The 24,107-nt window shown below is 44.3% G+C and carries 25 protein-coding genes; 19 read left to right on the forward strand and 6 right to left on the reverse strand.

Annotated elements, in window-relative coordinates:
- The first annotated feature begins 1 nt into the window (after window position 1).
- Both Q9312_RS14400 and Q9312_RS14405 read left to right on the forward strand, forming a co-directional pair.
- Window positions 2–982: a malate dehydrogenase gene (locus Q9312_RS14400; RefSeq protein WP_309201554.1), complete on the forward strand. Its 981-nt coding sequence runs from the start codon at window positions 2–4 to the stop codon at window positions 980–982.
- A gap of 318 nt (window positions 983–1,300) precedes the next feature.
- Entirely contained in the window at window positions 1,301–1,693 is a 393-nt protein-coding gene (locus Q9312_RS14405) for a YccF domain-containing protein (RefSeq protein ID WP_309201555.1), read from the forward strand.
- Here the strand turns inward: Q9312_RS14405 and Q9312_RS14410 are convergent.
- The gene (locus Q9312_RS14410) at window positions 1,690–3,039 is read right to left on the reverse strand and encodes a hypothetical protein (protein WP_309201556.1); all 1,350 of its coding nucleotides are present in this window, start codon (window positions 3,037–3,039) and stop codon (window positions 1,690–1,692) included. The two genes, Q9312_RS14405 and Q9312_RS14410, sit on opposite strands and share 4 nt — an antisense overlap.
- A gap of 164 nt (window positions 3,040–3,203) precedes the next feature.
- On the opposite strand from Q9312_RS14410, the gene Q9312_RS14415 reads away from it, so the two are divergent.
- The 5 genes from Q9312_RS14415 to glpE all read left to right on the forward strand — a co-directional run bounded on the left by Q9312_RS14415 (window position 3,204) and on the right by glpE (window position 7,242).
- Entirely contained in the window at window positions 3,204–4,397 is a 1,194-nt protein-coding gene (locus Q9312_RS14415) for a glycine C-acetyltransferase (protein WP_309201557.1), read from the forward strand.
- A gap of 89 nt (window positions 4,398–4,486) precedes the next feature.
- Window positions 4,487–5,518, forward strand: coding sequence for an L-threonine 3-dehydrogenase (gene tdh / locus Q9312_RS14420; protein WP_309201558.1), 1,032 nt, complete (start codon window positions 4,487–4,489; stop codon window positions 5,516–5,518).
- Window positions 5,515–6,006, forward strand: a complete 492-nt coding sequence (locus Q9312_RS14425) for a GNAT family N-acetyltransferase (protein ID WP_309201559.1) — start codon at window positions 5,515–5,517, stop codon at window positions 6,004–6,006. Before tdh ends, Q9312_RS14425 begins: the two co-directional genes overlap by 4 nt.
- A gap of 5 nt (window positions 6,007–6,011) precedes the next feature.
- The gene (locus Q9312_RS14430) at window positions 6,012–6,902 is read left to right on the forward strand and encodes a rhomboid family intramembrane serine protease (protein WP_309201560.1); all 891 of its coding nucleotides are present in this window, start codon (window positions 6,012–6,014) and stop codon (window positions 6,900–6,902) included.
- A 19-nt stretch (window positions 6,903–6,921) separates the two neighbouring features.
- Window positions 6,922–7,242, forward strand: a complete 321-nt coding sequence (gene glpE, locus Q9312_RS14435; RefSeq protein WP_309201561.1) for a thiosulfate sulfurtransferase GlpE — start codon at window positions 6,922–6,924, stop codon at window positions 7,240–7,242.
- 14 nt (window positions 7,243–7,256) lie between these two features.
- Here the strand turns inward: glpE and Q9312_RS14440 are convergent, their stop codons facing one another.
- Window positions 7,257–7,667 (reverse strand): flagellar basal body-associated FliL family protein, encoded by a 411-nt coding sequence (locus Q9312_RS14440; protein WP_309201562.1) that lies wholly within the window; start codon window positions 7,665–7,667, stop codon window positions 7,257–7,259.
- 216 nt (window positions 7,668–7,883) lie between these two features.
- Between Q9312_RS14440 and Q9312_RS14445 the strand changes: the two genes are divergently transcribed.
- Both Q9312_RS14445 and ubiA read left to right on the forward strand, forming a co-directional pair.
- Window positions 7,884–8,396: a chorismate--pyruvate lyase family protein gene (locus Q9312_RS14445; protein ID WP_309201563.1), complete on the forward strand. Its 513-nt coding sequence runs from the start codon at window positions 7,884–7,886 to the stop codon at window positions 8,394–8,396.
- Between the two features lie 3 nt (window positions 8,397–8,399).
- Window positions 8,400–9,383 carry a 4-hydroxybenzoate octaprenyltransferase gene (ubiA, locus tag Q9312_RS14450; RefSeq protein WP_309201564.1) on the forward strand — a complete coding sequence of 328 codons (984 nt, stop codon included), beginning with the start codon at window positions 8,400–8,402 and terminating at the stop codon, window positions 9,381–9,383.
- Window positions 9,384–9,471: 88 nt separating this feature from the next.
- Here the strand turns inward: ubiA and plsB are convergent, their stop codons facing one another.
- Genes plsB through Q9312_RS14465 form a run of 3 tightly spaced genes read right to left on the reverse strand, consistent with a single transcriptional unit; the run spans window position 9,472 to window position 14,735 of the window.
- Entirely contained in the window at window positions 9,472–11,856 is a 2,385-nt protein-coding gene (plsB, locus tag Q9312_RS14455; protein WP_309201565.1) for a glycerol-3-phosphate 1-O-acyltransferase PlsB, read from the reverse strand.
- 17 nt (window positions 11,857–11,873) lie between these two features.
- The gene (locus Q9312_RS14460; RefSeq protein ID WP_309201566.1) at window positions 11,874–13,118 is read right to left on the reverse strand and encodes a pyridoxal-dependent decarboxylase, exosortase A system-associated; all 1,245 of its coding nucleotides are present in this window, start codon (window positions 13,116–13,118) and stop codon (window positions 11,874–11,876) included.
- 30 nt (window positions 13,119–13,148) lie between these two features.
- Entirely contained in the window at window positions 13,149–14,735 is a 1,587-nt protein-coding gene (locus Q9312_RS14465) for an acyl-CoA ligase (AMP-forming), exosortase A system-associated (RefSeq protein ID WP_309201567.1), read from the reverse strand.
- A gap of 187 nt (window positions 14,736–14,922) precedes the next feature.
- Here Q9312_RS14465 and Q9312_RS14470 point away from each other — a divergent pair, with 187 nt between their 5' ends.
- The 5 genes from Q9312_RS14470 to Q9312_RS14490 all read left to right on the forward strand — a co-directional run bounded on the left by Q9312_RS14470 (window position 14,923) and on the right by Q9312_RS14490 (window position 19,238).
- Window positions 14,923–16,119 carry a VanZ family protein gene (locus Q9312_RS14470; RefSeq protein ID WP_309201568.1) on the forward strand — a complete coding sequence of 399 codons (1,197 nt, stop codon included), beginning with the start codon at window positions 14,923–14,925 and terminating at the stop codon, window positions 16,117–16,119.
- A gap of 73 nt (window positions 16,120–16,192) precedes the next feature.
- The gene (locus Q9312_RS14475) at window positions 16,193–16,687 is read left to right on the forward strand and encodes a hypothetical protein (protein ID WP_309201569.1); all 495 of its coding nucleotides are present in this window, start codon (window positions 16,193–16,195) and stop codon (window positions 16,685–16,687) included.
- 101 nt (window positions 16,688–16,788) lie between these two features.
- Window positions 16,789–17,466, forward strand: a complete 678-nt coding sequence (locus Q9312_RS14480; RefSeq protein WP_309201570.1) for an endonuclease V — start codon at window positions 16,789–16,791, stop codon at window positions 17,464–17,466.
- Between the two features lie 66 nt (window positions 17,467–17,532).
- Window positions 17,533–18,864, forward strand: a complete 1,332-nt coding sequence (locus Q9312_RS14485) for an alkaline phosphatase (protein WP_309201571.1) — start codon at window positions 17,533–17,535, stop codon at window positions 18,862–18,864.
- A 14-nt stretch (window positions 18,865–18,878) separates the two neighbouring features.
- Complete coding sequence (locus tag Q9312_RS14490; protein ID WP_309201572.1) at window positions 18,879–19,238, forward strand: VOC family protein; 360 nt, start codon at window positions 18,879–18,881, stop codon at window positions 19,236–19,238.
- Window positions 19,239–19,272: 34 nt separating this feature from the next.
- Here the strand turns inward: Q9312_RS14490 and Q9312_RS14495 are convergent, their stop codons facing one another.
- Window positions 19,273–19,791, reverse strand: a complete 519-nt coding sequence (locus tag Q9312_RS14495) for a helix-turn-helix transcriptional regulator (RefSeq protein ID WP_309201573.1) — start codon at window positions 19,789–19,791, stop codon at window positions 19,273–19,275.
- A 232-nt stretch (window positions 19,792–20,023) separates the two neighbouring features.
- Here Q9312_RS14495 and Q9312_RS14500 point away from each other — a divergent pair, with 232 nt between their 5' ends.
- The 5 genes from Q9312_RS14500 (at window position 20,024) to Q9312_RS14520 (ending at window position 24,094) form a co-directional block, all read left to right on the forward strand.
- On the forward strand, window positions 20,024–20,560 hold the full coding sequence (locus tag Q9312_RS14500; RefSeq protein WP_309201574.1) for a TlpA disulfide reductase family protein: 537 nt from the start codon (window positions 20,024–20,026) through the stop codon (window positions 20,558–20,560).
- A complete protein-coding gene (locus tag Q9312_RS14505; protein ID WP_309201575.1) occupies window positions 20,550–20,789 on the forward strand; it encodes a DUF4266 domain-containing protein in 240 nt (79 codons plus the stop codon). The genes Q9312_RS14500 and Q9312_RS14505 overlap by 11 nt, the downstream gene beginning before the upstream one ends.
- Complete coding sequence (locus Q9312_RS14510) at window positions 20,780–22,102, forward strand: DUF3570 domain-containing protein (protein ID WP_309201576.1); 1,323 nt, start codon at window positions 20,780–20,782, stop codon at window positions 22,100–22,102. The genes Q9312_RS14505 and Q9312_RS14510 overlap by 10 nt, the downstream gene beginning before the upstream one ends.
- Before the next feature lie 6 nt (window positions 22,103–22,108).
- A complete protein-coding gene (locus tag Q9312_RS14515; protein ID WP_309201577.1) occupies window positions 22,109–22,990 on the forward strand; it encodes an FAD:protein FMN transferase in 882 nt (293 codons plus the stop codon).
- A 111-nt stretch (window positions 22,991–23,101) separates the two neighbouring features.
- Window positions 23,102–24,094, forward strand: a complete 993-nt coding sequence (locus Q9312_RS14520; RefSeq protein ID WP_309201578.1) for a 2-hydroxyacid dehydrogenase — start codon at window positions 23,102–23,104, stop codon at window positions 24,092–24,094.
- The last annotated feature ends 13 nt before the right edge of the window (window positions 24,095–24,107 follow it).

Below are 24,107 nucleotides of genomic sequence, written 5' to 3' on the forward strand. Positions count from 1 at the left end.
GATGAAACAACCAGTTCGCGTTGCAGTCACCGGCGCTGCGGGTCAAATCGGCTACGCTTTATTGTTTCGAATTGCATCAGGTGCAATGCTTGGAAACGACCAACCAGTAATTCTTCAATTGTTAGATATCACTCCTGCTATGGATGCGCTTCAAGGCGTTAAAATGGAGCTTGACGATTGCGCTTTCCCTTTATTGGCCGATGTCATTTGCTCTGATGATCCAAATGTTGCTTTTAAAGATGCTGACTACGCATTGTTAGTTGGTGCTCGTCCACGTGGACCAGGTATGGAGCGTAAAGATTTGCTAGAAGCCAATGCAGCGATTTTCTCGGTGCAAGGGAAAGCATTAAATGATTACGCGAGCAAAAACGTAAAAGTGTTGGTTGTTGGCAACCCAGCAAATACCAATGCATTAATTGCACAGCGTAATGCTCCTGATCTTGACCCTCGTAACTTTACGGCGATGACACGTCTCGATCACAATCGAGCATTGAGCCAGTTAGCGCAAAAAACTGACAACGCAGTGACTGCTGCGACACACATGACAATTTGGGGTAACCACTCTTCGACTCAGTTCCCCGATCTATTTCATGCAAAAGTTAATGGCGCGACTGCAATTGAGCAGGTTGAACAAGATTGGTATGAGAATGACTTTATTCCTACCGTTCAACAACGCGGAGCGGCGATCATTAAAGCGCGTGGTGCTTCATCGGCAGCGTCAGCAGCCAATGCAGCGATTGATCACATGCGTGATTGGGCACTAGGCTCGCAAGACAATGATTGGGTCAGCATGGCGGTTTATTCTGACGGTTCTTACGGTATTCAAGAGGGTCTCATTTTCTCTTTCCCTTGCGAATGCAAAAACGGCGACTGGTCAATTGTTCAAGGCCTAGAAATTAATGAGTTCAGTAAAGCGAAGCTTGCTGAGACAGAAAAAGAGCTTGCTGAAGAGCGTGACGCAGTGAGTCACTTGCTACCTTAATTGCTTGTCAAATTGCTCTAGTTTAAAGGCCGCATTTGCGGCCTTTTTTATTGTTGCTCGTTTTTATTGTTGCTCGGCTCACGTGAGCCTGTTTATTGGGTTCTAGAAGGGTAACTTTCAGGTTAGTATCAGGCATGGACGTTTTGACTAAGAAATAACGAATTTGACCTATTGGAGCGAAAGTCTAATTCTAACCCTATGAATTTTAAGCACTTAATTTTTGGCCGCTGAATTGCATTAGGGTAGTTGTTCTTTCTAAACCATGGTCTTTTAAACATTGAGTTTTAACTCAACGACGCTAGCCTAAGAGGGTAATTGATGAGTTTATTGATGAATATTTTATGGATAATCCTGGGTGGATTTTGGGTGTTCCTTGGTTACCTTTCCGGTGGAATTGCTTTGTGTTTTACCATCATAGGTATTCCTTGGGGGTTTCAGTGTTTTAAGTTAGCGATTTTCTCATTGTTTCCGTTTGGCAGCGATACGCGAGCGCGTATTCAAGAACCGAGTAGCGAGACGTTAAATTTATTAGCCAATATTGTTTGGTTAATATTTGGTGGCATTTGGGTGGTTTTAGGTCATTTGTTTTGGGGAATTGCTCTATGCTTCACGATTATTGGCATTCCTTTTGGCTTGCAGCACTTTAAAATGATGCGGTTAGGCTTTACGCCATTTGGTCGCGAAATTTATGATCCAGAAGCTTATGCTTAAGTTGGCTCACACAATTCTTTGATTTGCTCTTCAACGGCAAGACGTTTCTTAACTAACTCTTGCCGTTTGTTTCGAGCACCACTGTCTTCTTGGCCATTCAGTTCACTAATTTCCACTTCGATGCGATAGATTTCTCCGGCCAGAACGCACAACTTTTCATCTAATTCAGAGGCTGACTCTTCAACGTATTTACGGTGCAATGCGAGCAACTGGTGATCTCGGGCGGCCAAAAAAGATAGGGCATCTTGGTTGGATAGCTTAAGCTGTTTTAGGTCGGAGTTTAATTGTTTTTCACGAGACTGAAGAATCACGATGCGCGTCGATTGATCTTGAAACTTACGGGTCATCGCTAGAAAATCACCAATAATTTCTTTGCCGTTATTGAGTTCATTACCTAAGTGTTCGATGAACAATTTTGCTTCGTCGAGCATCCGAGTGTAACGCTTATTATTGGCCAGAACTTGATCGCGATCGAGAGTTTCTCCTGATTCGTAATTATTTCGATTGGCATCAACCACGTTATAATGTTCATTCACTGCTTGCGTTACATCGTCTTGATGTTTTAATGCATTCTCAAAATTTTCCATTAAGTTCATGCCCTTCTCGTAGGCTAAACGAATGGCTTTTACTTCATCTTCTAGTTGATTGGCGGTATCACTGGTGGTAATACCCGAGAGTTCACCAAAGGCTTCCATTGAGTTATTCAACTCTTCAAGCAAAGCATTGAGCTTATCTTCGTCCATACCATCGTCGATGATGTCGGATAAACGTAACGCAAGCGAGCGAATGGTTTCTTTGCTCTTTTGCAGAGTGATCAAAAGCTCATCGTATAAATTTCGATAATGACTGTCTTCATGTTGATGCTGCTCACGATGATGCGGTGACGCGCTCGTTGGCTCTGTCGCGGCCGCCTTCGACAGCGGACGGAGTGATTCCAACTGTTGTTCAAATGACTCGAGTAATTCTGTACTGGCTATCGGGTTTTGAAAGTGTTCTTGGTCAAAGGTTAGTAGTTTGTAGCGTAAGTGATAAATCCATTGTTTTAGCGAATCAGTATCGACCTCTGAATCAATCGACTGCTCAGGAAATTCCTCGGCAAATATCTGCTGAAGCTGTTCAAGTTGATTGTCAAAGTAGTTCTGTGATGAGTCGTCGGGCGCTTCATCGGATGCCCGTTGCTCGACCATCTGGCGCTTCAATCGAGCGTGATCTCGCCGCGTCGCCATGTAGTTTTTTCGCAAGCGTTTTAACTCGCGAAAAGAAAACCATAAACCAGCACCTAACACCAAGTTAAGTAGGACCGCCAGTTCTAGCCCAATAAGGAGAGGGAAGGCATTGCCATTCATCGTAACAACTTGAAATAATTGAAATCTTTATCAAGTATAGACAACAAATCTCAAAGTGGTGGTGTTCGTTAGTGGGGGCGATTGGTCCGACAGGTTTGTATGGCGAGTTGAGGCCAAGAATATGCTACAATTCGGCTAATTTCGACTGACAGGAATAAGGTGTAATGAAACAAGATTTTTACCAACAGCTGCAGCAACAGATAGCAGAACTTCACGAGGAAGGGTTGTACAAAGAAGAGCGAGTCATCGACTCTCAGCAGCAAGCCGATATTCATGTAACCACTGGCCAAAACGTATTGAATTTTTGTGCGAACAATTATCTTGGGTTAGCCAATGATCCCGCTCTGATCGAAGCCGGAAAGAAAGGACTCGATAAGTGGGGTTTTGGTATGGCATCCGTGCGCTTCATTTGCGGTACACAAGCCGTACATAAAGAGCTGGAGCAACGAATCAGTCAATTTCTTGGCATGGAAGATACCATTTTGTATCCCTCTTGTTTTGATGCCAATGGCGGATTATTTGAAACGCTTTTAGGTCCAGAAGATGCTGTCGTGTCTGATGCGTTAAATCATGCGTCGATCATCGATGGAATTCGTTTGTGTAAAGCGAAGCGATATCGATATGCCAATAACGATATGGCGGAATTAGAAGCCCAACTTAAACAAGCCCGCGCAGATGGTGCTAAAAATATCATTATCGCGACCGATGGCGTGTTTTCGATGGATGGCTATATCGCCAATCTTCCGGCCATTTGTGACCTAGCTGACGCCCATGGGGCATTAGTGATGGTGGATGATTGCCATGCTGTTGGATTTATTGGTGATAAGGGACGTGGTACTCATGAGTATTGTGATGTCATGGGGCGTGTCGATATTATCACCGGTACCCTAGGTAAGGCGCTGGGTGGCGCATCGGGTGGCTATACTTCAGGTAAAAAAGAAGTGATTGAGTGGTTGCGTCAACGTTCGCGCCCTTATTTATTCTCAAATACCTTGGCTCCGGTCATTGCTGAAGCTTCATTAACGGTTTTAGACATGTTGGAGCAAGGCGATGAGTTACGAGTGAAACTGCGAAGAAATGCAGAACACTTCCGTAGCAAGATGACCGAACTTGGGTTTAATTTATTGCCAGGCGAGCATCCGATTATTCCGGTGATGATCGGTGATGCGGCGCTGGCAAAATCGTTTGCCGATAAAATGTTAGAAGAAGGTGTTTATGTGGTTGGGTTTAGTTTCCCTGTGGTACCGAAAGGCCAAGCACGTATTCGCACACAAATGTCAGCTGCGCATGAGTTACATCATATCGACAAAGCGGTTGCCGCATTTGAAAAAGTAGGCAAAGCGTTAAATATTATCTAGACCTGTATGCAATCAAGCGCAGTTTTTTATCCAATTAAATCGTCTTTGGTGGTTGCCAAAGACGTGCAATCAACGGGCGGAAGCAACACATGAAAACACTTACCAAAGCAAAATCAGAGCCTGGCATTTGGATGACTGATCAACCACGTCCCGCAGTCGGACATAACGACGTATTGATCAAAATCCGTAAAACGGCCATTTGTGGCACTGACATGCATATTTATAATTGGGACGACTGGTCGCAAAAAACCATTCCGGTTCCGATGGTTGTTGGGCACGAGTTCGTTGGCGAGGTTGCCGAGGTTGGTCAAGAGGTTAAAGGCTTTAAAGTCGGCGATAGAGTGTCAGGTGAAGGGCACATTACTTGTGGGCATTGCCGTAACTGTCGCGCAGGGCGTCGTCATTTGTGCCGTAATACCGTTGGTGTTGGTGTTAATCGTGCGGGCGCGTTTGCTGAATACTTAGCCATTCCGGCTGAAAACGCCTTTAAAATTCCTGATGATATCTCTGATGATCTTGCGTCTATTTTTGACCCTTTTGGTAATGCGGTGCATACGGCATTATCGTTTGATCTGGTTGGTGAAGATGTGTTGATAACCGGCGCTGGACCGATTGGAATCATGGCGGCAGCTGTGTGTCGTCATGTCGGTGCGCGCCATGTTGTGATTACCGATGTGAATGAATACCGTCTTGAGCTAGCCACCAAAATGGGCGCGACTCGGGCTGTCAATGTCGCCAAAGAATCCTTAAAAGACACCATGAATGAGCTTGGGATGACCGAAGGGTTTGATGTCGGTTTAGAAATGTCTGGTGTGCCGTCGGCGTTCCAGCAAATGCTCAATACGATGAACCATGGTGGCAAGATTGCCATGTTAGGCATTCCTCCAGGTGAAATGGGGATTGATTGGAACCAGGTGATTTTCAAAGGTTTGGTGATAAAAGGTATCTATGGTCGTGAGATGTATGAAACTTGGTACAAGATGGTGAGCATGTTGCAGTCTGGGCTAGACATTTCTCCGATCATTACTCACCGCTATTCAGTGGATGAATTCCAGAATGGGTTTGATGCGATGGGCTCGGGCCAGTCTGGCAAAGTGGTCTTGGATTGGACTGGCGCATGAGTCAAGACGCTGAGCCTAAAGAATCCGTCGCGGTAACATGGCAATGGGCAAACTATTCTGATTTAACTCGAGATCAGCTGTTAGCTGCTTTAGCATTGCGGCAAGATGTTTTTATTGTTGAGCAAAATTGCCCTTTTCACGACATCGATGGACTCGACCAGCAGGCGCTTCACTTACTCGGTTGGTTTGATGGTCGTTTGATTGCAACATTGCGTTTGTTTCCTCAGTTTGAGGAATACAACAATCGATGTTCGATAGGTCGTATTTGTACTCATCGTGACTTCCGTCGCTTCGGTGTGGGGCGTGAACTGGTAGCAGAAGGTTTGGCTTATATTGATCAGCATTGGCCAGAGCAAGAAACAGAGATTGGCGCTCAGTTGTATTTAGAGCGCTTTTATCAAAGCTTTGGTTTTCAACGTTCATCGGATGTTTACGACGAAGATGGCATTGACCATATCCATATGATTCGGTCAGCACAAGGTAATTAAAGTCTATGAGTGATTGGTATGTTGTGGGAGCCGTTCCTTCGCAACGAGCTGCACTTGCTGTTTGTGACTTTTTGACCGCTCAAAAAATATCAGCACAGCCCACTCAATATGCTGAACAAATAGTTATCGTGGTGAACAACGAAGCAGACTTGGAGCCTGCAAAACGAGTCCTGGAAGAGTTTTTAAATCATCCAAATGACCCGCGCTTTCTTGCCGCATCCTGGCAAACCGGCAAGTCAATCAGGAGCACATCGAAAGCCAATGGGACGAGTATTTGGCGGCAGTTGTGGCGTTCATCTGGTTGGGTGACGAGAATAGTGAGCGTGCTTGCTATTTTAGTTACTTTACTTATTTTGTTCGTTAATAATCAGCTAATTTATTGGTTTAATTTTAATCTGGAGCAGATTGCATCAGGACAAATCTTTCGACTTATTACGCCAATATTTATGCACTTTCCGGTATTTGGCTCTTGGTGGATGCACTTGGTGTTTAATCTGGTTTGGTGGTGGTGGTTAGGTGGTCGAATTGAGCAGCAAGTCGGCAGCGCAACACTCACTTATCATGTTGCTATAATTGCACTGGCTTCAAACTTGGCGCAGTCTTGGGCGACGGTAGAAGAGGGCGTTTTTGGCGGATTGTCGGGTGTTTGCCTAGGCGCTGCAAGTTATATGATCCTGCGACATCAATTACAGACTAAATTTCAATCAAGCTTACCGCTTAGTGCTCTTTTGGGCTTGGGTATATACATTGCCATTGGCTTCACAGGAATATTAGGATCGACGGCTAATGCTGCGCATTGTGTCGGCTTCTTGACGGGTATGGTTCTCGCGTTGCTTGATGTAAAAGTGTTTCATTTAAAATTACGTTCTGTGAATCGTAGCGCAATCGACGCTTAAAGAATGGAGAAGAATAAACGTGTTTAAACGCATTGCTATCGTTGAAGCCAATCGCTTGCAACAAGAGGCGGAAGCTCAGGTTGTCGATATTCGCGATCCACAATCGTATGCTTTGGGACATATTGAAGGTTCGATTCGCGTCGACAACCAATCGCTGCCAACATTTTTAGACAGCGCCGATAAAAATAAGCCATTGGTGGTGGTGTGTTACCACGGAAACTCTAGCCAGCAAGCGGCGGAGTTTTTTAACCAACAGGGCTTTCATGATGTTTACAGTATGGATGGTGGTTTTGAAGCTTGGAAGCTACAGTACCCTTATGCAGAGAGCGACTCTAATTAAAGAACACGGACTAACTATTGATAGATGAACTTCGTGAAAAGCACATCTTCAATGATTGGTTCGCCTGTTTCTTCTTTTAATACGGCACTCAGTCGTTGTTTGATTTTGTCGCGAATAGCATTTCGTTGCGCAATATCTTTGATGATCGTTTCGTCCTGTGAGTTAATGACATCGATTAACGTGTCTTCAATAAGAGGTTTGTGATACTCGAGAGCATCTAAGTTTGCAACTGAACTTACCTGAAATTGAACATCGATGGTTATGAAACCGAGGCGACGGGATGGAGGCTTTTGATAATTGGTAATTATATTCGGGTCGAGATCGAAATAATGTACTTCCTTAACTGGCTCAGGTTCTTCTTGAGCGTGTAAAAAGCTGGCTGCGAGACACAGCGAAATCAGTAGCAAATATGGGTTTGTGCGCATAGTCTTTTAAATGTCAGTGGTTGAGTGAGCTGTTTAATAATCGTGTCATAGAGCCTTTTGGGCTCCAGCGGAGTCTTCTTCGCTAAGTATAGACGTTGCTTGCCAATTCTCAATTTTCGACATCAACCTGAATATTTTGGGGTTGTGAGTTTCGATATTACAAACATTCACGATACAATCAGGACATTATTGAAGTTAGATAGAACTATCTCTGGCATGAACGAACATAATGAGTGGCTGACCTTTACCGGATCTCTTACCGAGAAAATGGAACAATGGACCGGTGAAGCCATGGCGGTGACCGTGCAAAGCCAGGGCATGCAAAAACTTATTCGCGATGAACAGGAGATTTTAGCTCTGGCAAATCGTCAATGGGGATGGATACGGGAAGTTGAACTGGCATTTTCAGGACGAGCTTGGGTAATGGCTAGAACCGTCGTACCATTAGCTCTGATGAATGCAGCGGCTGGTCGCCTAAGGTTGTTGAAACAGAAACCTTTAGGTCCAGTGCTGTTCAATCGACTGAGAGCTCAACGGCACGCCATTGATTTTTTTAAGATAGCGAAAGTTCAGTGGAACCAACATGTCGATTCGCAAGCATTATGGTGTCGTCGCTCAATATTTTATATTGATAATTTTCCATTGCTGTTAAAAGAGGTTTTTTTACCCGATCATCCCATTTATCAGCAGTCTATGGGATACAATACTAGCAACTCTAAAAATGACTAAATTATGGGATTAGGCGAAAAGACAACAAAAGATTATTGGTTGATTTGGTCTAAGTGGGTCAACCAAAAAGCGCCTTGGCTGTTTAAGTCGGTGCGTGAAATCTATTGGCAGAAAGTTCCACAACCTTATGCATCGAAGCTAGTAGAGTATTCTCTGCTAATGCGCATGAACAAACCGATTGGTACCTATCTTTTGTTGTGGCCAACGCTGTGGGCTCTGTTATTCGCTGAAAAAGGCGCGCCTTCACTGTTTTTATTATTTGTGTTTATTTGCGGTACTTTCTTAATGCGTTCGGCTGGCTGTGTTATCAACGATATTGCTGACCGAAAGTTTGATGGGCATGTTGAGCGTACTCAAGCGCGACCATTAGCTCGCAAAGCCGTCTCAACGAAAGAGGCCGTCGCTTTATTTCTAGTATTGAGTTTGGTCGCGTTTGGCTTAGTATTACTGCTCAACGTATTGACCATTACTTTGTCGTTTGTCGCCATTATTATTGCTTCTCTTTATCCCTATATGAAACGCTACACCTATTTTCCTCAGCTTATCTTAGGTGCTGCTTTTGCGTGGTCAATTCCTATGGCGTATGCGGCTTCAACTAATACTGTACCGCCAGAAGCTTGGTTATTGTATATATCAACATTATTGTGGGTATTGGCGTACGATACTTTTTATGGAATGGTCGATCGTAAAGACGATATGAAAATAGGAATAAAGTCGACCGCTATTTTATTTGGCGACGCCGACCTACCGATCATTGCGATGATTCAAGGGTTCTTTCTATTTGGCATGTTACTACTCGGAAATCGTTACGACTTAACATGGCCATACTATCTATCACTATTGGCAAGTGTGGGCTTTATGGCCTATCAATTCTGGATTACTCGTAAGCGTCAACCCGATCAGTGCTTCAAAGCATTCTTGAATAACAATTACATCGGGCTGAGTATTTTTGTAGGTATTGCTTTGCATTACGCAATCGGCGGTTAGACGAGTTAATCGTCCTCGCGCCATTTCTTCATTGCCCAACGCGCGGTTTTCAGTAAGCTTTCTTGCGCTTGATGGCTTAATAGCGACATCACCAAGTGTTGTAAGTCAGGTACGCTACCGCTAATCGACAGCTCCCCCCTTCACCATTGGTAATAAGATGACTTTGTCGCAAGGTGCTGACGATTTGCTGGAATAAACTTTTGTCAAAAGCTTCCGGCGCATAAATGCTGTAAAGCGCAGCAATGCGTTGCGCTAATTTTTGACTTTGGTTTTCAAGTTCTGCACGACTAATGGCACCCACGCCAGCATGCGTTGCTAAAAGAGTTAGTGTTATTCCATATCGCTCCAAAGTCTCGCGCAATGTATCTGCAAGCAACATCAAGCTAGAGAAAGCTTCACTTTCGAGCTTAGGTCGTAATATATCGTCATTGACGACTTCTAATAATCCGTGAGAATCGAAAAACGATAAGGTTTGATCAATCGCTTGATTAAGCTCTGAGTCTGAATAAGACAAAAATAACTCTCGTTTCAATAACGGATAGAGCGCTTTACAACCAGCTATAAGTTGCTGCTTTTTAATGCTGCTTTTTTGTCTGAAGTGAGACGCAATTAACGCGGGAAGCGCAAATAAATGAATAATGTTGTTCCGATAGTAAGTCATTAATACTGCGGAGCGTTCAGTAATTTGACATAGATTTCCTAATGGATTTTCAAATTCATTTAAAGCACCTAGAAGCTTGGCTTCATCGATAATGCTTTTGGCACTATCATAGGCACAGTTTATGTCTTGATGGTATGGGAGCTCTTTCAGAAATTTCAAATATAACTCAAGTTGACTCGCCAGTTCTTGTTTGCCCAGTGTTCGTCGTTGAGTAGAGAGTAAAATCAAACTGGTTAAGTTGACACAATTTACAACGGTGCTTTGGTTAATTCGGGTCATGCACAATTCACCAAGATTACTTACCGACTCAGAAAGCCAAGCAGGCTTTTCATCGGTCTTGTGGCTTCGCCAGTTTTCATCCGATTGTGATAACCAAGATTCTAAATTAATCGGGTCAGCAAAGTTTACATAAACTTTCCCGTAACGTTGTTTTAACTGATTGCGTACTTTTAACAGTTGTCCCATTGATTCCTTTTTCTTTTGCGCTCCTTGCATTTCTTTTACGTAACTTTTTCCTTCCATCATTCGTTCATAGCCGACATAAACAGGAACGACCATGATCGGTTTGCGGCATCCTCGCATAAAGTTTTGAATCATCATGCTCATCATGCCCGTTTTCGGTTGAAGCAATCGGCCGGTACGACTGCGGCCGCCTTCTGGGAAAAACTCAACGGGAATTCCTTTGTTGAGCAAAGAATGAAAATAAGCGTTAAAAACGGCCGTGTAGAGTTTGTTTCCACTAAAGCTTCTGCGAATAAAAAATGCACCACCGCGGCGCAATATGCTGCCGATTGGCCAGAAATTTAGATTAATACCCGCTGCAATGTGTGGTGGAACTAAACCTTCATAATATAAAACGTAAGACAACAGCAAATAATCGATGTGGCTTCGATGGCAAGGCACATAAACAATTTCGTGGTCACTCGCTAATTCCCGAACTCTCTCTGCATTTTGTACTTTGATGCCGCCGTACATCTTGTTCCACAACCATGAAAGAACGGTACTCATAAACCGAACGGTTTTGTAGGAGTAACTTGAAGCAATTTCGTCGGCGTATTTTAAGGCTAGCTTTTGTGCTTTACGGTAAGTTAAGTTTTTCTTTTTTTGTTCTCGTTTAATCGCTTCAATGACTTTGTCGTCAGCCATTAAGCTGGTAATCATTTGCTTGCGGTTGGCGACTAATGGACCCATGGCTGCGATCCATTGACGATGAAAATAAACTCTTAATGTTCTGACAATTTTAAGAACATTAACTTTCGCACTTTGGGATTTTCCAAGACGCGCTAATTGCAAAGGACGTCCGAAGTTTATAAAGCTATTGCGACCTTGGAATAATAAAATTAAAAACTTTCGGAACGGTGTTGCACTTTCCGTATCTGTGAAAAAGAGTCTTAGCAATGACTTTTCTTTTCCTGGGTTGCGTCCCCAATAAATAGACACAGGAACCAATTGTATGTCGTCTACATTGTCTTGATGCTGTTCTAAGAGTTTTTCGAGTTGATTGGCATACTTGGTAATGGTTGACGGACGTCTACCAAATATCTGTTTGTGTTGAATAAAAAAAGCGCCGCCGTTAGGCACTTCTGTTTGATTGGAAGACAGATAGTTAGGTTGCGGTAAGCCGTGTTTTTCGCATTCTTGCTGCAACATTAAAAAGCTGCTGGTAGAGCGAGTGCGCATAACATAGTAAATGGGCTTGGTAGTATCTAGATCGAGTGACTCAATGGGGTTTTCTGGAAGGGTTTTCACTTTAACCAGCCATTTAAGTGGTAGCTTAACTAAATTAAAATACAAGTGACGTAGACCTAACATAGCAGTTTCTTCTTCTTTTAAACTAATACTTCGATGGGTTGTGGATGGCTTAAAAAGTCTCTCGGACTCGCTGTAAAGCCATAAGCTCCTGACTGAAACACCGCCACGAGATCGCCAATTTCAATTTCTGGAAATTGCATGTTCTTCGCAAGGAGATCTAAAGGCGTACACAAAGGACCGGTTATGGTTGCAGTTTGCGACTGTGTTTGATTGATTTTATTCGCAATTTTAACGGGATAGTTTTTTCTAATGACCTGACCAAAATTGCCTGACGCAGATAAATGGTGATGGAGGCCGCCATCAACAATAACGAAGTTTTCGCCTCGAGATTGTTTAATGTCGATCACTCGGGTTATATACACGCCAGCGTTGCCGACCAGATAGCGACCAAGTTCTAATATTATTTCCGTGGTAGAGAATTGTTTCTGATATGCTTTTCGTAATTTGGCGAGGTTGTCGGCAATCGGCGGTAAATCTAATGGCGTTTCGCCGGGAAAATAGGGTATGCCAAAACCACCTCCAATGTTTAAATGATCAAGCGAGCAATTGAGCTGTTCGCTTAATTTTGCTGCCAGTTCAAAAATATTATTATGCGCGGCTTGAATGGCTTCACTTTTTAAATTTTGTGAACCGGTAAATATATGTAAGCCCTTAAGGTTTATTTTCTCGTGTTGTAACAGAGGGGTTAGTTGCGCAATCTTCTCAGCATCGATGCCAAACTGCTGCGCACCTCCGGCCATTTTCATACCAGAGGCTTTTAGATCAAAGTCGGGGTTAACCCGTAATGCGATATTGGCAGCATAATTTGAAGAATCACAAATTCGCATGATTCGCTCTAACTCGATGGCAGATTCGACATTGATAGTGACACCCGCAGCAATCGCCATTAGCAATTCTTGGGATTGTTTTCCTGGGCCAGCGAAGCTAATTTTATTCGGTGAGATACCACTGTTTAAGGCGACCGTTAATTCTTTGCCTGAAGCGACATCTAACCCGTCGACTAATGGTGAAATAAAGTCAACCAAAGCACTCATCGGGTTTGCTTTGATCGCATAGTGAAGATTGGCTAACGAATTAAACTGTTCTCGCAGCTGATGAATATTATTGGCGATGACGCTGCGATCGTAAGCATAAAAGGGTGTCTGACCAACGCGATCACACAGCTGAGAAACAGGAACATGATTGATCACTAGCTGATCGCCCGACGTTTCAAACTGGCTCATCTCGCAGTGTGTAGGTTTTACTTTATTGGTTGCAGACATTAGTTAGGCGCTCGGTTCATTTTAGTGTGACTACGCTGTGAAATAATCATTATAAACCTGTCGAAGGTGCGCTCGATCGATTTTTCCATTGGCATTTTTGGGCAATGTTGTTTGCTTAATAGATGCATGTGGTTGCATATAGTTAGGCAGCTGCTGACGACAATGAGTTTGGATGTCATTTTGTGCTAATTCCTTGCCTTCCTTGGGACAGTATAGCAGCAGAATACCTTGGCCCAATACTGGATGAGGAACTCCCAACACGGCCGACTCGGCAATGTCGGGAATTTGATAAATAACCTCTTCGATTTCTTGCGGGCTAATGCGATGGCCTGAACTTTTGATCATTTCATCGTTTCGGGAAACAAAATACAGAAAGCCTTCATCATCGACCGTCACCTGATCGCCAGAATAGACCGCAATTTCACTGATTCCGCCAGTCACCCAATGAGGCAATGGTTTAAAGCGTTCAGCGGTTTTCTCTGGTGCTTGCCAATACCCTTGAGCGACATGCACGCCACGATGGACCAACTCTCCTTGTTCTCCCGCAGCCACCGGATTTCCGTGTTCATTGAGCACTAGAATTTCAGCATTCGGAATGGCTTTACCCATTGAGGTGGGTTTATCGATGACTCGTTCGGGCGGTAGATAGGTACTTCTGAACGCCTCAGTAAGTCCATACATAAGGTAAGGAGCCGCGTTTGGCATGACTTGCTGTAGTCGCTGTAAGGTTGTGGTTGGCATAGCACCACCGCTATTGGTCCAATACCTTAAACTGGGTAAAGACTCGGGCCAATCGAGCTCACTGAGTTGAATCCATACTGGAGGCACGGCAGCGACGCCAGTCACTTGGTAGTGATTGATTGCTTTAATAACATCTCTTGGTAGTAAGTAATCCAATAACACGACACTGGCACCGCTTAAAAATGCAGTGGTTAATTGACTAAAACCATAGTCAAAGCTTAATGGCAGCAGGGCGAGTAAGCGATCACTTGACGTGTTTTCGAGGTATTGAGCGACACTTTTAGCGCCCTCAACCATATTTTGATGAGACAACATGACGCCCTTGGCCTTACCAGTACTGCCAGAGGTGTAGAGCAGAGCTGCGAGTGCTAAATGATCATTGCTTGGAGTTGATAGCCGACTTTCTTCGACGTTCAACGCCCATTCAACCATCTTTATGGTAGATGGCAGAACAGCGGAACGAAGGTTTTCACTGAGGCGGTCAATCAACACGACATTGGTTAAATGTTTGAGTTCTGACGGCTGTGGACGATGCAATCCCTGCCAACGTTGTTGACTGGTAACCAATATCGATGCCTCTGAGTCATTTAAAATATGCTCGACTTGAGAGGCTCGTAACTGAGGGTTTATCGGTACCATGACCGCGCCGAAATGCAGCGCACCAAATAAAGCGATAACGGTTTCGAACTGTTTCGGTAAATAAACAGCGACGCGATCACCCGCTCGAATATTGAGTTGCTCTAGAAGGTTTGCAAAGTGATTAACGGCATTATTGAGTTGGCGATAACTCAAAGACTGCTGTTTGTGCAGCAGAGCTGTAGCTTCTGGCGTTGCGGCAGCACGGTCGGTTATCAATTGGCTTAACAAAGTGCTCATTTAATCTATAGGTTCGTTCTTGGTTGGTTTGGCAGGCTTTAGCCTAGAAGGCTTGGGCTTGACCTTTATCTATCGTCAAGTTAGTTCGCTAAGTTATTGAATTAAGGTTGTTTGTTGGCCTTCAAGGCGGCATAGTGTAGCATGCGCTAAAGCAAACGTCAGCAACCCTAAACAGAGCGAGCCCGGTATGCGTCGAATGTTAGCGGTGGTCGCCCTAGTTATCGGGTACGGCTCACTCTATCCATTCAATTTTCATTTCGAACTAGCCATGAATAATGACTGGTGGCATTGGCTATTTGATGTCAGTGCTGCGACCTCACGTGGTGATGTGCTCGGTAATGTGCTGCTGTTTATTCCATTGGGTTTTATTGCTGCCTTTGGCTGGCATGATCGCTCGTTGGCTGAACATCGAACCTGGCGTTTCGGTTTGCTTCTTGCCGCGTGTGTTTATGCTTTGGTGTTACAAATGGCACAAGTTATGCTCCCGTCGCGTGTGGCCTCGATGAGCGATACCTGGGCGAACCTACTGGGAATCGCAATTGGAGCGTTAGCATTTAAAATCATCGCTAGTCAGAAAATGGCAACGTGGATGCAAAGCGATCGAGTGATTGCCGAGCGAGCAATACCGGCATTTTTAGTTTGCTGCTGGCTCGGTTATTTATGGTTTCCATTCATACCGTCACTGCGCTGGGAACAAATCGTTTACAGTTTTCGCCCATTGACTCACTGGCATCTCCTGTCGCCTTTTAATTGGCTAGATGACTGGGTCTTTTGGAGTCTATTTTGGTGGCTGTTGGCTCGAATGCTGCCACGATCGCCTTCAATGTGGCAGCAGGTGGGAATGGTCATCGCCATTATGCTGGTACAAGCGGTGTTGGTTCGAAATATTATGACCCTGTCCCACGTATTGGCTGCGCTGGTCTCGATAGCAACATTGCCGGTTATCGCACGATTTAAAGATCATCAACTGGCTATTTTCTTATTGTGTTGGTGGTTGTTACGAGTGTGGTATCCGTTTCATCTACAACCTACCTCAGGTCATTTTTCATGGATCCCTTTTTCTGGTTTTTTAACCGGGTCACATTGGATTAATAGTTTCGTTATTTTTGAGAGTGTTTTTATTCTAGGAGCTATTGCCTACTGTTTGCGACATGGTTTTACACAATGGCAGTTTGGGTGGAATAAATACGTTATACCGCTTGTCGCCACCGCTTGGATTTTAATGGTGGAAGTTGGTCAGATATGGTTTGGTGACAAACGGTTCAGCGTTTCGAGTAGCTTTATTTTTGCCTTGTTGTATTTTTCGTTTGATCGACTTAAGCATTCCGCAGAGATGATCTCTCCTACGGTCACGATAGAGCAGAAACTCGATCAAGAAACCTAATATTGTCATAACTGTGTAAAAAATCACCACTAAGATAAAAGCTCAACGATAAAGATAGTTGAGGAGTTATCTCATGTCGGTGGCATACCCTGCGTTTGATGCCTTGCAGTCAAACACCTTACCCAGCTCTGGAAAACACCACGCTGAGGCGTATTTAGCACTCGCTCGTTCCATGGTAAACGAAGAACCTCTGGCGCGGAGAGAACAGCTCGATCGTTGGCTGCTCGCACATGGTTATGATATGCAACAAGGTGTGATGTGGGAGCTTGAACGTTCATCTTGTACAAATGCCGGTGAGTTTTGGCAACAGGAGTATCGCAGAACAACGGACAATGCCTATCAAGCGGGTTTATACTACTCCGATGCGTTTCAAAAGCGTCTTTACCATCGTTTCATTGAAAATGACCGAGTTTTGCTGAGTGAGGCGCAACGCATTCAGCAGCAACAACAGGTTTCACGACATCAAGAGTCTCAATCTAACCGTGAAAATTCAGCGGTGCGACTTCTGAGTGTGTCTTCATTATTAGTCGTGACCGCTTTGCTTCTAGCGCCTTTACTTTTGATTTGAAGCGACGCTACTTCTAGGTATCTAGAAGTAGCCTATTCTGACTTGAAAAATGCGATAGCTAAGCCTAGAGTAGCGCACGCTAAATTTAAATCGTCACAAATATGTCAAATTGGCCTGATAGCCTTGCCGCGGCAAAAGTCGATCAATGTCGTTTAGCGACGCAAGTTCAACTGAAAAGTTTTCCTCTCAGCAATCTCAACTCGACCAAGAAGGTTGCCGGTGTGGATGTCGGTGTTGATGTCGTATCCGGTAAGTTGCGAGCGGCAGCTGTTTTGATTGATCCGATAACCGCTGAACTTATTGAGTGGTGTGTTGCCCAACAAGCGCCGCAATTCGATTATCAGCCGGGCTATTTGTCGTATCGAGAACTGCCCGTCGTGTTAGAAGCGCTTGAGGGCTTGTCGAGTATTCCCGACATTATTTTTTGTGATGGTCAAGGCATTGCTCATCCGAGAGGCGTGGGTATCGCGAGTCATTTAGGCGTATTGGTTCAGCGACCAACGATTGGTGTGGCAAAAAAATTATTGTTTGGTCGAAGTCGTGAGCCAGAGAACAAATTAGGCTTCCACACTTTGATAAAATATCAGCACCAAATTTTGGGATGTGCGCTGCGCTCTCGGGTTAATGTAAAACCCATTTATGTATCACCGGGTCATTTAATAACGGTATCAGACGCCACTGCTTGGGTTATGCACTTTAGCCGTGGATACAAACTGCCAGAGCCTACAAGAATCGCTGACCGCATAGCGTCAAGGCGAACTAAGGCTTGGCAATCGTAAGGCATTTAAGGGGAATCTATTTCCATGTTTTTTTGTTCAAAATTACTGAGCCGCAAGGTTTGTTTTGTGGCTATTGCATTTTTACTAACTTCGACCAGTTCTTTTGCTGAGCCACCGACAAAAACGATCGCACCGAAAAATATTATTTTAATGATCGGTGATGGAATGGGGCCGGCACAGATTAAAGCTTATCGGTTATATAAAGATAATTTAGCAACGGCGGGGGTTGATCCTATAACCTTGGATGCATTTTTAGTAGGAACCTTAGCGACGGAGCCTGCGGCGGCAGCCGATGCTGATGATCATGTACATTCGACGTATATCGTAACCGACTCAGCGGCGTCTGCGACCGCTTACAGTACCGGGCAACGTACTTATAATGGTGCGGTAGGTGTTGATTTAGAGCGTCAACCCATGTCAACGGTATTGGAACAAGCAAAGCAAGTTGGAAAGAAAGTCGGGTTAGTTGCAACCTCGCAGATTGTTCATGCCACACCAGCGTCTTTTATTGCTCACGTTGATAGTCGTCGAAAATACAACGATATTGCCGACGCTTTTGTCGATAATCAGTTGAATGAACAACCGCTTTTGGATGTCTTTTTAGGAGGGGGCTGGCGTTACTTTAAGAGAGACGATAGAGACTTAACCAAAGAGTTGCAATCCTTTGGATATCAAATTGTTCGCACCCGACAAGAGCTGTTAACAGCGAGCAAAAAAGTAGCAGGCTTGTTCGCAGAGGTCGCGTTATCACCTGCCATTGATCGAACCGACGATGAGCCAAGCTTAAAAGAAATGACCGAAGCGGCCATTACTCGATTAGATAATCCGCAGGGATTTTTCTTAATGGTGGAAGGAAGTCAGATTGACTGGAGTGGTCACGCCAACGACATCGCAGGCGTAGTCAATGAGATGGATGACTTTCATCAAGCAATACAAGCGGCCATCGCCTTTGCTGAAAAAGATGGGGATACGCTAGTGATTGTGACGGCGGATCACGAGACCGGTGGCTTGTCGATTGGACGTAATTTAGAAAAGAAGTCGGTCTATGCTTACAATGTTGCGCCGATTAAAGGGTTAGAGCAATCTTTACCGGCCTATCAAAAGGAAATTTTGGCAACTCGAAATAACCGAGCGTTTCTACAACATAGCGGTATCGAGTTAACCGACGATGAACAAAAGCAGTGGAAAGAAATCAGTAAAAAGTTGGAGAAAGAGGCCGTTTGGAAGTGGTTAGTTGGAGTCATGAGCAGAGCAACTCTGACCGGGTGGACCACCAATGGTCATACTGGTGTTGATGTTAACATCTATGCTTTTGGACCTGGCGCAACAGCCTTTTATGGCTATCATGATAATACTCATGTTGGTCAAGCTATCCGACGCTGGCTAACTCCAAAATAGAGAGAGGAACTTTCATGGCCAAGAAAATATTGTGGACGGACTTAACGGTTGCGGATGCAAAAGACATTCGTGATTTTTATTCAGCCGTCGTCGGTTGGACAGCGAACCCAGTGAGTATGGGAGATTATAACGATTTTAATATGATCGCTGATAATCCAGACGAGCCTGATGTGGGGATCTGTCATGCCCGAGGCGCCAATGCCGACTTGCCCCCTGTGTGGATGGTTTACCTCGCCGTCGACAATTTACAGACTGCGTTAGCCGAAGTAACCGAGCGTGGTGGTAAAGTTCTGAAAGCGCCAACTGCGGGAGGCAAGTACGCCGTTATCGAAGATCCTGCCGGCGCTGTGTGTGCTTTGTATGAAAGTACTTAATCCACTCGGTTAGTTATTTAGCCATCGCGCTGATCTAGTCGCTCAGCTCTTCAAAGAACCAACCTGCAAACTCATGTCGGCCAGTGACTCCAGCTTTTGAATAAATGTTGGAGGCTTGCTGGCGAGTTGACTTTTCTTTGACGTCTCTAATCGACGCGATTTCCTTTAGGCTGAGGCCTTTCAATAACAAAAAGCCAATCTCTTGCTCAGTCTCGGTTAATCCCCACTGAGAAAATTGCGATCGAATGGTTTGGCTATAGTCTTTTCGTGCTCGCTGCATATCGTCTGATTGTTGTGCATGCAACTGGTTGATGTTTTTTAGTTCGAGGCGAATTTCTTTTAACTTATTTTGGCTGAAGATAAGCGTTCGGACCAACACGAGAATAATGCTAATAAAAATAAGAACCATAATCGATTCTTCAATTACGTGAGACAACGAAGAGCCTTCAAGCAGGTCGTCATAAATGTCGATGATGTTTAGCGTAACCAATAAGGTGAAAAAAACGATAACGATTTTTAATCGACTTAGATGGTTGAGGGTAAAGTTGATCATATTTAGTTTTCTTTTCTCCGACTAACGTTGCTTAGAAAGGTTAAGGCAGAGTTAGTTCCATTACCTTCTCTCATATTGAGATTATTTAAATTATTATTATTAATCAGTAAGTTAATGCGCAGAGGGGCAAATGTCCAATGGCATAATTAACGGTTACCTTCTATTTTAAGATAAATATTTTGGTATTTCAGAAAATAATGCCGAATCGTTTAACCCTAAGAGGAGTAAGCCGTTGAGTCCATTAGCGAGTCGTTTGGGTGATGGCAAAGTCATTTTAAAGTCGCTGCTAACCGTATTTCTGCTCACTAGCAGCTGGGTGTCGGTGCGAGCCGATGCAGTTAGCGATCTAAAGCAACGTATTCAAGACGCTCATGGCAAGGTCATCTATGTCGACTTTTGGGCATCTTGGTGTAAGCCCTGTCGACATTCTTTCCCTTGGATGAACGATATGAAGCGCAAATATGAGTCACACGGTTTATCCATTATCACCGTGAACTTGGATAAAGAAAGGCACTTAGCTGAAGGTTTTTTAAAAGAAAACCCTGCCGAGTTTGACATTATTTATGACGAGAATGGCGATACAGCCCGTCAATTTAAGTTGAAAGGCATGCCAATGAGTTTTGTGATTGATCGCTCGGGTAAACCTGTGTCGAGTCATGTTGGTTTCAATGAAGAAAAACAAAAAGAGTACGAAAACGAACTTCGCAAGTTATTGCAAGCGGGTATGGAAAATCAAACGCTGAAAAAAGAGGCGACGAATGAACAGTAAAGGTATCAGAGCGGCAGTAAAGCCAGCGACATTGATTGGCTGCTTATTAATATTAGCCGGTTGCGGAACATTAGGTGTCGAACCCTGGGAGCGAGATTTACTGGCCAAGCCACAAATGGCAATAGTGTCTGACCCTATCGAATCTGGGCTTGATGATCATATTTATTTCTCCAAAGAAGCGACCAGTGGTGGTCGCAGTTTTGCTGGCGGAGGCTGCGGATGCAATTAGTTGATAAAAAACAGGCGACCCATCGAGGTCAAATTGCCAGTGCAATTGCAGCGGCGTCGTGCGGTCTACTTGGAACACCGGTACAAGCAGACGGTGAGTTCTGGGACTTTTCAAAGAACTGGTCATTCGACACGGGCTTTTTATATTACAGTGAAACCGATCGAGTCAGTGCCGTTGAAGGCGTCTTTAGTGCGACACGAGAAGCCGACGTAAACGATATTTTTAATTTTAAGGTCGTACTCGATAGTTTAACGGGCGCTTCACCGTCCGGTGCTGTTGCTCAGCCAGGAGTGCAAACCTTCACTCGCCCTTCCGGACGAGGTCAGTATCAGGTCGAAGGTGGCGAAATTCCCTTAGATGATACTTTTCGAGATACTCGGTTACAGATGAATGCTCAATGGACCAAGCCAGCTTGGGAAGCGGTCACCTCCAGCTACGGTGTTCACTTTTCTAAAGAGTATGACTACCTATCACTTGCATTGAATGGCAGCCTCGCGTGGGATTTAAACAACAAGAACTCAACGTTCTCGGTCGGCTTGTCGTATGCGTCTGATACCTATGAGCCAGAAGGTGGTATTCCCGATCCATTGGCGTCGATGGTTGTCGATTTAGGACAGTTTCCGACCGACGATGATTATCAAGCGGCGTTTGACAGTACGCGTGTAGACTCGAGTGATACTCGTACAACCACCGATCTGCTTCTTGGTTGGACGCAAGTCATTAATCGACGTACGATCATGCAGTTCAATTATTCTTACTCGAATGTTTCGGGTTACTTGACCGATCCTTTCAAAATTTTCTCGATTGTGGATGCCGGTGGCGTTGCTCTTGATAATCGTTATGAAAGTCGTCCTGACTCTCGAACCAAACACAGTATTTTTTGGCAAACTAAGCACCATTTTGATGAGTCAGTTGCTGATGTTTCGTTTCGCTATATGACGGATGACTGGGAAATAGAGTCGCAAACGGTAGAATATAAACATTACTTTTGGATCGGTGAAAATAGCTTTATCGAGCCACAATTTAGATACTATCAACAAACGGCTGCAGAGATTTATCAACCTTATGTTCTTGACGGACAGCCATTGCCAGAGTTTATTTCTTCCGACAATCGTTTGGGTTCCTTTACTGCCTATACGTTGGGGCTGAAATATGGTTGGAAAACTGGTGACGGCAATGACATGGCGTTGCGCTTATCGTATTATCAACAAACGGCCGATGACGAAATTGCAAGTCACCCCGGCGTGTTGGCAGATTTAGAGATTTACCCTGATCTGGACGCGGTATTCTTGCAATTGACCTATTCATTTTAGAGCGATTTGAACGAGCAATTTTCAACGACAGAGTTTGGTTTTCGCGGCAGCTTTTTGGCCATGGCCAGTCCGTGCGAGTGTCTTATAGAGACTCAAGACTTAGACGAAGCGAAAGCCATCTTTGAATTAGTTAAAAATGAAACGGCTCGAATTGAACAAAAGTACAGTCGCTACCTCTCTACAAACTTGTGTGCTGCGATCAATGCGAGTCGCGGCATTCCTGTGCCTATCGACGATGAAACCTTTCAGTTACTTGAGTTTGCCAACCAGTGCTTTGAAATTAGTGAGGGGTTGTTTGATTTAACGTCGGGTGTTTTACGAAAAGTCTGGCGGTTCGGACCAGAAGGGAAGTTTCCCGCCGCCGCAGATGTTAGTGCTCTGTTGCCCAACATAGGTTGGTCGAACATTCGGTATGATCACAATCAAGTCACGTTACCGGAAGGCATGGAAATTGACTTTGGCGGGATTGGTAAAGAATACGCCGTAGACCGGTGCGCTCAACTCATCATGGCCGCTTATCCTGAGATCTCTGTTTTGATCAATTTCGGTGGTGATTTACGAGTGACCGTTGCGCCAAAAACTCGCGAATATTGGATGGTTGGAGTGGATAGCCAAGTGACACCGGTTAATCACTCAGTGCGCTTAAAAACAGGGGGCGTATGCACCAGTGGTAATACTGAGCGATTCATTATGCATCAGGGTAAACGGTATGGTCATATTTTAAACCCTATGACAGGGTATCCCCCAGAAGGCTCGCCAGCGACGGTCACCGTGCTGGCTGACCAATGTCTGTCGGCTGGTTTAATTGCAACCTTAGCCATTTTGCAGGGAGCCCAAGCAGAAGCTTTTTTAAAAGCGCAAGGCGTGAAGTATTACCTACAGCTCTAGTAACCCGAGCAACCGATAATTTTTTTGACATCATTGAATTGGAGATTATTCAGAGTTTACTATTAAGCGCAAAGGTCGATGCAACGACGATGGTGAAACAGGAGGTTATCGGTGAAAGTTGCGATGTTTAGTTCGAAACCCTACGATCGAGAATATTTTGTTAAGCATAATCGTGACTATTCGTTTGAGTTGGATTTCTTTGACGATCAATTGAATGAAACAACGGTTGCTATAGCTGCGAAGTATGAAGCGGTTTGTGTTTTTGTCAATGACCGTTTAAATAAACAGGTACTCACTCAGTTAAGCCAAGGAAAAACACAATTTATTGCCTTGCGTTGTGCCGGTTACAATAATTTAGATTGGCACAGCGCCAAAGAATTAAAATTGCGCTGCGCTCGAGTTCCAGATTATTCACCAACAGCGGTTGCCGAACATGTGCTGGCAATGTTGTTAACGTTATATCGCTCTACGCACAAAGCTTATAATCGCGTGAAAGAAGGTAATTTTTCGTTGTATGGACTAAATGGGCAAGAGGTTCGAGGGAAAACGGTAGCCTTGGTCGGAACCGGTAAAATTGGTAAGTTAACGGCCGAAATTTTTAAGGGACTAGGTTGCGAGCTCTATGCTTATGATATTCAGCCGGATCATTCTTGGGCAAACTCCATTGGACTGACTTATATCGATTTGCCAGAACTCTATGCTAAAGCCGATATAATATCTCTGCATTGTCCGTTGACCGATACTAATCGTCATATGATTAATGCTGAATCGTTAGCGCAAATGAAGCCCGGTGTTACCTTGATCAATACTAGCCGAGGTGGTTTAGTTGATACCGAGGCAGCCTATCAAGCACTTAAAGATCGAACGCTTGGTTATTTAGCCATCGATGTATATGAAGAAGAGGCAAACTTGTTTTTTGAAGATCTTTCAACCGACATTATTATGGACGATCTTTTTATGCGCCTCACCACGTTTCCAAATGTTTTAGTCACTGGACATCAAGGTTTTTTTACTGAACATGCGTTAAATAATATAGCGCGAACGACACTTGAAAATTTGGCCGCAATGAAAAGCAACCAAAAGTGTGTTGGCGATATTGTTTGAAGAATCTACGTCG

Origin of the sequence: Pleionea litopenaei (genome assembly GCF_031198435.1) — a bacterium.
Classification (GTDB): domain Bacteria; phylum Pseudomonadota; class Gammaproteobacteria; order Enterobacterales; family Kangiellaceae; genus Pleionea; species Pleionea litopenaei.